9 protein-coding genes are annotated in these 12,799 nt (G+C 52.9%); 4 read left to right on the top strand and 5 right to left on the bottom strand.

Annotated elements, in window-relative coordinates; all coding sequences use genetic code 11:
- Nucleotides 1-37: 37 nt before the first annotated feature.
- From ABH945_RS03525 to ABH945_RS03540, 4 genes are read right to left on the bottom strand one after another with little or no spacing between them, the layout of a single operon-like run.
- The gene (locus ABH945_RS03525) at nucleotides 38-418 is read right to left on the bottom strand and encodes a hypothetical protein (protein ID WP_429249720.1); all 381 of its coding nucleotides are present in this window, start codon (nucleotides 416-418) and stop codon (nucleotides 38-40) included.
- Nucleotides 415-2,322 carry an integrase gene (locus ABH945_RS03530; protein ID WP_429249721.1) on the bottom strand — a complete coding sequence of 636 codons (1,908 nt, stop codon included), beginning with the start codon at nucleotides 2,320-2,322 and terminating at the stop codon, nucleotides 415-417. The genes ABH945_RS03525 and ABH945_RS03530 overlap by 4 nt, the downstream gene beginning before the upstream one ends.
- Nucleotides 2,319-4,181 carry an integrase gene (locus ABH945_RS03535; protein ID WP_429249722.1) on the bottom strand — a complete coding sequence of 621 codons (1,863 nt, stop codon included), beginning with the start codon at nucleotides 4,179-4,181 and terminating at the stop codon, nucleotides 2,319-2,321. Before ABH945_RS03535 ends, ABH945_RS03530 begins: the two co-directional genes overlap by 4 nt.
- Nucleotides 4,165-5,646 carry a site-specific integrase gene (locus tag ABH945_RS03540; RefSeq protein WP_429249723.1) on the bottom strand — a complete coding sequence of 494 codons (1,482 nt, stop codon included), beginning with the start codon at nucleotides 5,644-5,646 and terminating at the stop codon, nucleotides 4,165-4,167. The genes ABH945_RS03535 and ABH945_RS03540 overlap by 17 nt, the downstream gene beginning before the upstream one ends.
- Nucleotides 5,647-7,064: 1,418 nt before the next feature.
- Between ABH945_RS03540 and ABH945_RS03545 the strand changes: the two genes are divergently transcribed.
- Together ABH945_RS03545 and ABH945_RS03550 are read left to right on the top strand one after the other, a co-directional pair.
- Nucleotides 7,065-7,307, top strand: coding sequence for a hypothetical protein (locus tag ABH945_RS03545; RefSeq protein ID WP_429249724.1), 243 nt, complete (start codon nucleotides 7,065-7,067; stop codon nucleotides 7,305-7,307).
- A gap of 722 nt (nucleotides 7,308-8,029) precedes the next feature.
- Nucleotides 8,030-8,854, top strand: a complete 825-nt coding sequence (locus ABH945_RS03550) for a DUF5131 family protein (RefSeq protein ID WP_429249725.1) — start codon at nucleotides 8,030-8,032, stop codon at nucleotides 8,852-8,854.
- Here ABH945_RS03550 and ABH945_RS03555 read toward each other — a convergent pair.
- Nucleotides 8,847-10,112, bottom strand: coding sequence for a three-Cys-motif partner protein TcmP (locus ABH945_RS03555; protein WP_429249726.1), 1,266 nt, complete (start codon nucleotides 10,110-10,112; stop codon nucleotides 8,847-8,849). The two genes, ABH945_RS03550 and ABH945_RS03555, sit on opposite strands and share 8 nt — an antisense overlap.
- 122 nt (nucleotides 10,113-10,234) lie before the next feature.
- Between ABH945_RS03555 and tcmP the strand changes: the two genes are divergently transcribed.
- Nucleotides 10,235-11,068 (top strand): three-Cys-motif partner protein TcmP, encoded by an 834-nt coding sequence (tcmP, locus tag ABH945_RS03560; protein ID WP_429249727.1) that lies wholly within the window; start codon nucleotides 10,235-10,237, stop codon nucleotides 11,066-11,068.
- A gap of 84 nt (nucleotides 11,069-11,152) precedes the next feature.
- Nucleotides 11,153-12,571: a hypothetical protein gene (locus ABH945_RS03565; RefSeq protein ID WP_429249728.1), complete on the top strand. Its 1,419-nt coding sequence runs from the start codon at nucleotides 11,153-11,155 to the stop codon at nucleotides 12,569-12,571.
- Nucleotides 12,572-12,799: the final 228 nt, after the last annotated feature.

Below are 12,799 nucleotides of genomic sequence, written 5' to 3' on the forward strand. Positions count from 1 at the left end.
ACAGATTCGCTGCATCGATGTCCATCTTCAAACTTGGCTATTCGGACGCTGATGGTTGCGCAGGGGGCTGGAAAGGGATGACGCTGCCGCCCCGAAGCGCGGCCAACTCTTTCCGGAGTTGGAAGACCTCGCGAGCCAACGAGAGTTCTCTGCACAATGACGCATTGAGCTGACGCTCTAAACTTTTGGCGTTTTCTTTGGCATCATCTAGTTCCTTCGTTTCATCCGCCTTAGGATTCTCGGCGCTCGTCTGGGCATCTTCAATGGCGAGAATCAGCGCTTTAAACTGAGGTCTGGATTTCTTTATGCTCCCCTTTTTGCGACCAGCCTCAATCGAAACAGTATCATTGTTAATCTTCTCTTTTCTATTTTTCAACCTACCGAGAGCAGCGAAATATTCTGCGAGTGAGTCGGTCATCTATTTCCCTTTTCGTTAATCGATTTTTGTACCGCTTGGAGGGTCGTCAAGGTTTGATATTCCATACGATATTCCACGCTTTTGTTGTCGATTATTGATAGTTTTTCCACGCGTTTTTTTTGTGTGGCGATTACTCGATGGAGTTTGGCCGGCGAACCTATTAAGTTTTTACAATCTTTCTCCAAGCACTCTATTGGAAGAAAATTGAGCGGAGAGATTTTGCATTCCTCAATACTTGCGCAGCCTCCTAATACGGTTTCGCTATAAGCTAGTTCACCTTTGTTAAACATTGAGATGGTCTTTTCACGTGAAAAAACTGACACGGGAGACTGCTTAACAGCTTCGCTAGAAACCCAAGTTGCATGTCCTCCGAACAGACGCTCATCTGAAAACAATACTTGCGCAGCATACGCCAAGTAATCAGACAGACCTTTACTATTAGCCCACTCCAATGCAAAGTGTCCTTTGTGTCCGGCAACGATGTCCTTTGCAAATGCCGAGCCTCGCGCGTAATACCTCGACATTTCGATTGTTATGTGATGCAGCTGCCTCTTCAGAGAGGGGAGACAAACCAACCCGCTACGATGTGCGTACAGAGCGAGAGTTCGACGAAGTTGATGCTTTGTAAATGGCCATGGATTCCCGACAGAGAATTCTGCCTCTGTTTCCCATGCTCTATGGGGCTCGATATTTTTTAACTCAGCAACATCTTCTGAACGAATCGCTGTGCAGGCTCGCTTGCAAAGGTTGCGAAGAGCAGCCTGGAGATTGGTTGGTACTTTGTCAGAAACGTATTCGCTGGAGGAATACAAGCCCATACGACAGAAAAGTAGATGACGGCCATCACGCGAATTTATGTAGCTTTTTTCACCATTTAGGCGATGGGCAACGCCGGATATCCGCTGTGTAAGTCGAACTGCCCTTGCCGCGGTACGACTGGTAATCCAACGCGCACGTTTTGGTCTTCCATCGGAGAATTTGGTTGTAACCCCCTCTAGCACGTAGTGGTCTACGCCGTTTTGCCCGGATACCTGCAAACAATCATAGGGAAGCGTATCCGCTTCCTTGGCGCGCATGCCAGTAAAGGCCAGTACTAGTATTTGGCAGAGGGCGAAAATCTCGTTGACAAAAGTTGCAAGGTAGAATCTTACGTCGCAATCGAAATAACTCGCGACTTGCGTAAGTTCTGGACATGGCGACTGTGGTCTATCACCATACACGTTCTCAAGCTGTTGTTCTAACGAGATGGCAACTCCTTCAAGCATTTCGAGCTCTCTCTCACAAGTGGCTAGAAAGCTCTGGTAGATGCGTGTTGGGATAACCGGATGCTGCAAATCTTCTGTACGCTCATTTGCACGCACCAACATTGGTTCATGAAGTTGCACCAGCGGGATATGAACTCCGGTAACCAACGGGCCAAGCCGATGCAAATGTACCAAGATGGCGTGTAGTCTTATCGACCGTTTTTCGTTGCCTTTGACTAGTATGTATCTAATAACTAACTTCGCGTCAGACATCGCTTGATAGAACGTAATTCCTTGCTGAGTCGCGAAACGGATAAAGTGCTTTAGCACTGCCTGTTTGTTATGCAGAGTCTCATTTGCGGGCATGCTATCGGTCGCTTTATACATTAAAAGGTACATGACCTGCTTCCACTGTTGTTTGGAAACGTTGCATAGGCGCCGGATTGACTCTGCGGATGCATGGCCCCGAAAATGGAGATTTGAATTTCTCGCGTCTGTAGCGTACGCATCTAAATTCCAACAGTCTTCTCTAAATGAGGATTTTGGCTTACCCTCCTTATCAAATGTAGCAACAACGTCGTCGGCGATGCGGCGCCACTCATCCTTCGCGTGCATTTTGTCCGACGAGGTGTCTTCTTGAATCGTGCGCGAATCAGTCATGCGAGTCCCAGTTCAAGTAATTGTTCAAGTTTGGCAGCCCAAAAGGCATCCAGATTGCCCAATACGTCAACCTCGTGCTCGATGGTATCAACAAGAGTTTTGTCGTGGCTCTTTAGTTCATCGAGAAGAAATTGGACTCGCTTATGCACAGCGTCGAATGAGCTTTCGTATTGTTCTAACGAACCGGCAAGGCCGTAGGTAATCCGCAGACAATATCTGCAGCTGAGCAGCTTTCGAATGTCGATAGCGTCGGCATGGATACGGTACTGCTTACAAAACAAACACCCTTCAGATGACCTGCAGTCTGCTTTAACTGCCGCAGAAGATTTGATGGATTCGGGTTTCTGAAACTTGAGACAAATCCCCACAGCGTTGTTGACACCTTTTGGTGCCGTTTTTCCAGCTGGAAGCACTACTTCTTCTAAGGCTGCAAGCAGCGCACCCACTTCGGAAGTCTGAGTTGCATCCGTGCCGTTCGAATACGAGCGAAGGGCCGTTTCGAGGGTGTGCCCTAGCAAACTTGCCGCAACAGCAGGGCCATGCTTGGTAATCGCCCAATCTTGCTTAGCAGCTCTCCACTTTCGTGAATTTAGCTGCGGCAACGTAATGCCAAGAGTCTCAAGGCGTTTGTAGAATATAGTTAAGAACTGAGATTTCAAGCCGCGAGTTAGTCCCGTACCGATGAAGAGTTCAGCAACCTTTTTATCCTGAACTAAGTACTTGCGAAGCACCAAAAACGTCTTCAGCTTTGGCATGAATCCGACAGATACTTTGAACGCAAACTCCGCTCCCCCTGCGCGATACTTCACCTCGCGAAATTTCTGTCGGACAACGGAGGGTGTGTAAACGGATTCTTCTAGCTCGGGACTCCACTCGATAGCGAGGAGTTGCGATAAATTGACGCCTGTCTCAGCCAAGAACAGGAGCGCGAATGCGTACGCGGCGATAGCGGCATGTGTGAGTCGCACGGGCGCGCGCGCATCTGCATTAGCTATTGCTAATTGCTTTTTTGCAGCATCCGCGACGCGTTGGGCCGCTTGCCTAAAAAAGCGCTTTTCCTCGTGCTTGAATTGTTGAGCGAGTTCCTTATAGGGTATCAATTTCCCGGTTTCCAAATTCCAACCGCGGAGGCCTCGTGACATGCCGTCACGTCGACTGCCGTACTGGGTTGGAAGCATCCAGACTGTTTCTCTCGCCGCGCCATGAATGGCAAACGGATATCGGCCATATTGCAAAACGTGAGCGCTGATTTTCGCAAAAATCGCTTCAGCCCACGCCAGCAACAGACTCTGACGTTCGCTGCTCGGAACTTCCGTTGACACAACATGACTTCGACGAAATCGCATTGTTTGCAGCCCGACGGCGAAATGGTCGTCATCAAACAAGTCTCGAAAAATAGAAAGCAGGATTCTTTGCTCGTTCGCGACGGTGTTTCGGCTTAGCTTGCTCTGCGAAGCACGTTCCCGAAGTGCAGAGAAGTAGGCTGCGATGGCAACTTCCGTCTCGTGCTTATCGCACAGACACCGGTGATGCTCCATTTTGTCGCACCAATTTACGAACTTTACGACACACCGTCCATCCTCATAAGCCGTCGCGGGCCTAGCAGCGCCGATGGCTGAACGCTCTGAAAGATGCGCAATCAGCGTGCGCACTGCTGAAATTCGTTCGACACTAATACTCTCGGGGTCGAACGTATGATGCTCGCGCCGTTTGCTTGATGTGTCACGACTGAGGTAGCAAAGCTGGCCCACGTCAAGGCGACGCTCGAGGGTCGGCCACTTAAGAAGTGCGAATTCCGGATGCAAAATGACGCTATTCTCAGATGCCGGCATCAAGACGTCTTCATACCGCCGCGTCATCGCTAACCTCCTGTCCGAGAGCGGTTTGGGCCAAACGGACTAGACGGCGGTTCCATTCATCCTGAACGGCATCAAATAGCGCCAGCGTTTCCCGATATTTGAGGTAGTCTTCAGTGATTGATACGCGGGTGTGCCACATCAGCGTCTGCACTTGCTCTAGGGCCTGCCCGTATGTCATCTTCTTCTCTTCAATCTGCCCATTCATGAAATCGGCTGTATTCAACCCGAAAGTGGCACGGAGGTCATGGAAGCTAAAGCTGTATCGCGGGCTGTTCAGTCGACGGCGCATTTCAGGGAGCAACCTTTCCTTGATGAACTGACGAACGCCTTGCCCGGTCTTAGCGTGTCGAACGGGGGCCGAGCCACGAGCCCTAAGGCCGCGGCGGCGCCTTTCCTCATAGAGTGCGGCTCCTTTGTGACTCAGAAACAATGCTTGCTCAGGATGGTCTCCGTCGATAGCTTTCTGTCGACGGGAGCGCGCGCTTGGACTATTGGCGTAGATATGCAGCCGTTCGTATAACCACCGCGGCAAATGGATGACGCCAGGAGAACCGTTCTTTGTGTCGATACCTGTGCCCGGGCCAGCTAGAAGACGAAAGTCGTCGCCAATAAATGCTGACGGCGGCTGCGCCACATGTCGAACTTTGATGGTGAGAACAGATTGAATACGGATACCGCTGAATAGAGAAATCAAATGAATGAGCGTCATCTGGGTGTTGCCTAAATCCGCCAACACTTGCAGCAAAATCCTCTGCTCAGCTTGCGGAAGAGGTCTCAATTTTCCGCCGTCGTTGATGTACTCCTTCCACGCATCGAGAAGAGGCTTGTCTTTCAACGCGACATCAGTCGTAGTTACAGCGAGAATGCCGCCGAATCCCCTAGCATTCTTCCAGCTAACGAACCGGTCGAAGTCGACCCACGGCGCGTGGGCAGGCTTAAGCGATGCCTCGCTAATCAACCATCGGTAGAATCGAACAACGGTACCCATTCTGCGCTTGGCGACACTGCTTGAAATCTCACCAGCTTCCACGGCGAGTTTCAAAAAACCGTTGTAACGATAGGTCGGGCGCCTTAGCTTATGAACGGGGAAAACTAACCATTCGACATCCTGGTTATCCAGGAACTGGCGATATGCAGCCAAGTCGTCTGCGACAGTCGCCGCCGTGAGCATGTTTGGGTCGATTTTTCCTTCCAGAACGTCCATCATCCAAATGTTCGCCTCGAGCCACGGAGAGCCATCGGAGTTAAGAACGGCGGGATACAGCGGGAATTCGCCGAGAGTCCACCGAGGTTTTCGGTCTAGTCGCTCCCCCGACGTCTCGTCGACTATAGTTGTTGTGTGATAGACAAACGTATCGCCATCCTCACAAGGAAGGCAAACGCGTGTTGTACGCTCGCCAGTCGCGTTGGCAATCTGCGTGAGTTGCAGACAAGGCAAGGTTCTTCTTTTGGCCAGAGAAGTCATTTGCGTTCCTCTCTGGTTTCATAGCTTTCCAGCCTGACGTTCAGTCTTTCGCTGGCCTGCGGTAGAGCAAGGGACGACCAAATGACGTTTATGTCATTGGAAGTTATGTGAATTCGGTGGGTGTCAGAAGCGCCCCTCGTCAACGGTCGTTCCGCACGTGTGATACGACTCCGGATACCTGACCGTGGCGCATGTATGCCTAAAGTTAGACTGTTTTGAGCGACTCCTTTGGGGTTTGCGCAGACCCTGGTCGCGACGGACGTGCTGGTCGTGCGAAAGGATAGGCGAGAAGATAGACGGTGTGCCGATAGCCCGCGCCACACATGAAGCGCGGAGACAGGCGCCCGGCCTAACGCGGGATGCTTTACAGTCGAGAGAAAGCTTAGTCCGGACTCGGTGTAGCCGTTCTTCAGTGCTTCGGAGGCTAATTCGAATGTCTTGCACAGAAGATACAGCCATCTAGTTTTTTCACATCGCATCGCATTCTCACAAAAGATACCCTTTCATAAAAAGGGTGCCCGAGATTGCATTGCGTTTTCGTATTGGTGTCTATTTTACCGCCAGGCATTGCGCCTGAATCGAGAATGTATCCTGGCTTGATAAGCGAATGCAAGAGTTTTCAAAAATAATTACGTAGATGATAAGAGGGATAGCTATATAAATTTGACTGGATGCTAAATGCGATTTGTATGCTATACAAAATAAAGCTCTCTCGAAATGTTATCTGTTTGCGTGGTGGGAGGAGCGGAGCGCTAAGGTCGTAGCGCTTTGGGAAATCTTTGCACGTTTGGGTTCCGTAGCCTCGGGCCCATGATGACTCTTTGTTTCATGAGTTATTTCGTGCAATTTTCTGACTACAGGGCAGCGAAAATTTTTATGAGAATTTGCGCTTTCGTACGTTCATTATTTTATTTATGGTCCTTGATTGTGTAAGTCAATATAGTATAGAGGCATCCATTTGCGAGAATTGATTGAGTTAGGGGTGTTGGTCGCCGGTTTTCGGTATTGGATGGTATATTTTTCGAATTCAGACGCAATTAGGCTGTTAAACATTACTTGGCGAGTCCCGTGATGTCGGTGGATGGTTGGAAAACGAACGAGTCGCACGGGGCGACGCAAGGCGGTCGACCGATTCATTTGACGTATCCACATCAGGCTGAATGTGGCTTGTCGTTCGGGTGAGCGACCGTCATAGCAGCTCTGAGAGAAAAGAGGCGTGTGCGCTTCTCCGCACGCATACATACACCTCGGCGCAACATTGCGGGGGGGAGCTAGTGCCGACGCTGACGCCGACCGGTGTCGGAGTTCAATATACCGCGGTTCCGCGTCTCACTTGTATCGGGCCTCGACCGACTCTCGAATGTCACACAGATACAATATTACCGACGACAAGCTTGGACGGGCTCTAGCAGAAGTCGATGGCGATTTGGGCCACGTTCACTGCCTTGCGTTTTATGAGTTTTAAGATATATCTGCCCTGCGACGACCGTGCGGCTTCCACAAGCAAGCTTGGCTGCGCGACCGCCAGCGACAAATGCACTGGATTCAGCGGCCGGCAAAACGACAGCCGCATGGAACTCTATGGCACTCGAGACTTACGACTTGTTGAAAATCGCGGCATCGTCGGCCGTTTTCGGCTCGGTGGTGAGCTTTGTAATTAACGGGTTGTTCGCATGAGGCAAAGACAGGCGTAGCGGGGCCGGGAGGCGTTCCTGGTTGCGCTGCTTGCGGTCGAAGAACTCTAAGCCTACATGCGTTCCTGCGTTCAGATGATTTACACAGACAGCGAAGCACAGGAGGAGAGGAGAGTCGCTACGCTAGCTACGAACCTTTGGGTCGGGTGCGGCTTCCACTTTGACGTACCCGAAGGAAATCCAATGGAAGTGGTTGCCGATGGATATAGCGGCGAAGTTGCATGAGTTCCCCAATGCCCATCGAGAGACTGCGCGATACATTCGGAATAGCGGCGAACTCGATGGCCCGCTCGCCACGTGTGACGAGGTGACGCTCGGGTGTGCACGGCTCGGAATGCAAACATGGGAGCTGGCTGCTATGGTGCGATACCGGTCGGGTTTACCGGAAGCACAGCTACATCAGCACGGGGAAGACGTGTTTGAAAACGCTAGCCGAACATGGCCGGTAGAAATGGCTCGTTTCGTCGTCGCGCAGTCAGTCGCATGTCATCACTGGGCCAGGTGCGCTCACGTCCCGGCTCTCGTGAATCTGGTTTCCCATGGGTCTTGGAGCATAGTCCGCGCAGGTGAAGGCAATCATTTTCCCAGCTTACTGTATGAATATACAGTGGCGACTCTATACTGCGAAGGCAGAACTGCGGCGGAGGGCGGTATGTCGTCGATTTCGAGCATCGCGAGCACGCGAGCACATGACAGAAGCATGGCTATTTCGCAGCGGCCGCAGGAAGCCCGATAAAATCGCAACCAAATTGAGAGGTCGAATAATGAGCGGTGGGCAAAGCAAGATTGAGTGGACCGAGCGCACGTGGAACCCGACGGTGGGCTGCACGAAAATCTCCAAGGGCTGCAAGAACTGTTATGCCGAAGGTATGGCAAAGCGCCTGCACGCCATGGGCACGCCTGGCTACGAGAACGGGTTTAAGCTGAATATTCTGCCTGGTCGCCTCGACGAGCCGTTGAAGCGCAAGAGTCCGACGGTGTACTTCGTTAATTCGATGTCGGACCTGTTTCACCGCTCCGTCCCCGACGCGTACATCACACAGGTGTTCGACTCTATTCGAGCATGTCCGCAGCACACTTTCCAGATTCTTACGAAACGTGCAGAGCGCCTGGCGAGCTATTGCGGTCGCCGAGACATTCCGGCGAATGCCTGGCTCGGCGTGACAGTGGAGGACCGCAGATATGGGGTACCTCGAATCGACGAGTTGCGCGACGTGGATGGCGGTGTGCGCTTCCTGTCAGTCGAGCCTCTGCTTGAGGACCTTGGCACCTTGAATCTTAAGAATATCGATTGGGTTATCGTCGGCGGAGAATCCGGGCCTAAAGCGCGTCCAATGCGCGAGGAATGGGTCCACAACGTCAAGGTTCAGTGCGAGGAGCAAGGCGTGAAGTTCTTCTTCAAGCAGTGGGGTACGTGGGGTCGCGACGGTGTACGTCGCTCAAAGGGCGCGAATGGCCGACTCCTTGATGGTCGGACTTGGGACGACATGCCCGACCGCGTACTGTTCACCTGAAGAATCGCCGCTGTGGCGAGTATTCGATAATGTCGGATGCGTTGTAATGCTTTGACGGCCGCCGCTTTCTGTCGTCCTTGTTCGACACCACGATGTTGCCCTCGGCGTGCAGACCCCGGATGACCATTTGTAGCCGCGTTTCGTCGGCGATGGTGTTTGAGATATGTTCGGTCAACAATTGCCGCACGGTAAGCGGTTCCGGTCGGCCCGACAATACCCGGCCGAGGTCGTCCTTCAACGTCTCGATACAAAGCTCGGCGCCGCCGGCATCGAAGAGGATGGACTGACCGGTATGTTGCTCATCCCGTTTCGGGTCATAGCCGAGCATGAAGAGCCCCGGCTCGAGTTCGTGTCCGAACTCGCTCGAATGCTCCCAGTGCAGCGACTTCATGACGTCGTGGGCCTTGTACTGCCGTGATAAGTGCACGAGCCAGTAGCTCCAGGGGGTCGCCGAGTCTGGCCGGACGAAGAACAGCGTCATGAACGGCGCGCCCGTTTCAGCCTTTATCCCGTGGGCAACGTATCGCTGGAGCGCTGCCCGGCCATGCTCCGCCTTGATTCGGCCTAGCTGGGCCCAAGGGATGTACTGCTCGATTCCGATGCCGCGAACAGCCTTGCGATTCGCCTCTCTGTCACTGATGTAGGTAAGGAGAGAGTCAACATTGAAGGTCATGATGACCTCGGCGTTCGGCAACTCCGTCATCAGCCACCGAAGCTTGTCCATCGAAACAGCGTTGTAGCTGTACTGGTCGAGCAGAAAAATCGCCCGGTTACCGCCTTTGCGCTCTTTGATGCGCTTCACGATACCCGGTAGTTCGTCGAGAAATCCGCCATTCAGGACTTTGGACTGCGCGAAATCCTGTTGCGAGACACCGCCTTCAGCTCGTCGCTTTTCCAGATGTTCAACGAGATACTCCGCGGATTCTCGTTTCTTCTCTACGAAGAAAAACTCGGCATCAACCTCGCGCTGTGTACGCCGCCCAACGTTCAGATTGGCACGTGCCAAATATGCGCCGCGCATCATAAGTAATGGCGTGCCGTCGACGGACTCAGCTTTGTTGTTAAGGTATTCCCCGCCACCAGCGAACCCGTCCACTAACGTTAATGTTAGTTTGGGCATGGTGGGCATACTCATCAGCGTTTCGATGTACTGTTGAACGTACTGTTCGACAATCGAATGCTTGACGGCACTGTGCTGGTCGAGAATAGGTGGGCGATGCCCAACCTGCCAGAAATACTTGTCTTCTGTCTTCGCCATTCTTGGTTTTGTGGGGCTTTTGGTCTCGCAAAAGATTATCAGGTTTTAGTAAATTTTTCGAAATAACGGCATACTATTTGAGCTCCCCACCGAGCGCTCAAAATACACGAAGATGCGTCACTATGAAAAACAACGACGAGATTGTCATCGACCCGGCGGACGGCCTTCCGGTCATGAAGGTTGGTCCCTGGTCGGAAGACAAACATCTTGCTCTGTCTCGTTATATCGACGCGGCTCGGAAGGCTCGTGCGAAGTGGCCATATGCGTCGTTTATAGACCTTTTCTCTGGACCGGGGAGGGTTCTGAACCGTGAATCGGGCGTTATATCAGATGGTGGCGTGCTCTCCGCGTGGCGCATGTCGGAGCGCGGTGGCGCACCGTTTAACGAGATATTCATCGCGGATGCCGATGGTGAAAGCGTGGATGCTTGTTCTGCGCGGCTCAGAAGCTCCGGCGCCAAGGTGCAGGCATATGTCGGCAGCGCGTCCACGACCGTCGATTTGGTGCTCGGAAAGCTTCCGCATGGACTGCATTTTGCCTTCCTGGACCCATTCAATATCGAGCACCTCGATTTCGAGATTATCCGCAAGCTTGCTGCGCGGCCGAACATCGACCTGCTGATTCACTTCAGTGTGATGGATGTCCAGCGAAACATCGGCGGCGACTTCAATCTGTCCAGTTCGAGGCTCGATGCCGCCGCGCCAGGTTGGCGCAGCAAGCTGCGGTTGAAAGAGGTCCCCAAGCGCGAGCAGGTCGGAGCGTATCTGGAGTACTGGGAGTCGCTCGTTACGGACCTCACCAAGATGCAGGTAGCGCAATCCAAGCCGCTGTTCGTCAACATGAATAAAGGGCCGTTGTATCGCCTCATCCATCTTGCCCGTCATCCACTTGCGACGAAGCTTTGGAACATCGCTGCGCTACCGGCAGCGAAGCAGCAGTCTTTCCCTGATATGTGACTCGCGTGCCTGACGCCCTGCAATAGACTTCTGAACTCGACTCGATATATTAAAAAAGCTACCGTGACCAAGCCAGATACAGAAATGAGCGACAACGAGCGCCGGCTGGAAAGCCTCATGCGTACGCATGCGACGTGGTCGAAGGTGTCGGCGCTGACGGCCGACGACTCCGACGTCGAAGTCTCGGAGCCGGACCCTGTCGTACTGCGCCGTGCGTTCGATGCTTTTATCGTTCAAATTGGAGTCGACGCTTGGCTCATCCGACGCGATGCCATCGCCGCAGAGTTTCAGAGAAAATCTGCCGAGCTCATGGGCTACGTCGATGCGCCCTTGCTTGCATTCGACGACACCATCGCTTGGTATCTCTACTTGTGCGAATTGGCTATTGCTCGACCATACGAGATGCCGACTTACTACTCCTCGCGAGCGCTTCCATTCATAGGGGTCATTGGACGCAAGCTGCAATATGCAAAGTCCGTTAAGAATCTGGATGCTAAGCTTCGAGAGACGATGACGGACCGCAAGCGCGAGCCGGATGGATTCATATTCGAAGTGATTGTGGCGCTCTCGTATGCCGAATTGGGATGGACCGTGGAGTTCCTCCCTGAGGGTAGTGACCCAACGCCTGATATGTGCGTCGAACGGTTCGGGGAAAAACTTCTCATCGAGTGCAAGCGAATGTCGTCGCGCTCCCAGTACGCGATTGAAGAAGAGGCGCTTTGGAGACGCCATTGGGAGGAAGCCGTCCCGTCCTTGCGCGGACAGGGTCAGTCGGTTTGGCTGGATGTCGTGGCGCACGTTAGCTTAGAGACCTTGCCGAACGATTGGTTGTCAAATCGGATTGCGGCGCTACTGCCACTCAAGGAGAGTGAAGCAACTTCGTCCGACGAGAATGCGACTGTTCGGGTACGACTCATCGACCGTAAAGCACTCGAATCTGACCTTAAATGGAGCTCGTTGAAGTTGGCTGGCTCGAAGTTGCGTCACTTACTCGGCGGCGACTGGGTGCCAGAAAATGCGATTACATCACTGTCGGTGGAAGGCGAGAGAAAAGACTCTAGCGCGACTCCTGGCTTTTTTTCGACGTTTCTCGACACGGTGGATTGGGCGAGCGGCGCGACGTTCAGCTGCAATGCAGACGACGCAATCGAGCGGAAAGCCCGAGACGTAAAGACCACAATAGCGCGCGCCGTACGCCAGCTTCCCGACGACCAACTCGCAGTCCTGCATGTCGCATTTGAGACGTTGGAAGGCCCTGGTGTTGAGGCTAAGCGGATGGAAAAAGTTATCTCATCCATCGAGCGCATGGAGTCGATGAAGGCCGTCATCGCAATCGTTTTGCACGCGCTGGGTCCCGTGGATAGTAAGGACCAGGTGATAGTCATCGACGAGACGTCATCCTACTTCTGGCGTGGGCCACCGGTGGACAATTTTATTCCGTACATGGTTATTCTGCCTGCTCATTATGGCGCGCAATCCCGCAAGGGCGCCCACTGGCTATAACGCCGGTAAGGCTGGAGCGAATATGACCTTCTGCAACGCGTCACAATGGAACGAATACCTGCCGGAGCAGTCCCGATGTTTGACATGCAGATATTCGAAAGGCTGCTGCGCAGAATGCGTGGCGTGACGACGCTATCGCCTGACGGTTTGAGGCGCCACTGGAGCATCGAGTGCGAACGCGAAATGCAGGGCGACGTCGCCTTTGGTCTGCTACGGTTCTCGCCGCCG

The organism is Paraburkholderia sp. GAS333 (assembly GCF_050435665.1).
GTDB lineage: Bacteria > Pseudomonadota > Gammaproteobacteria > Burkholderiales > Burkholderiaceae > Paraburkholderia > Paraburkholderia fungorum_A.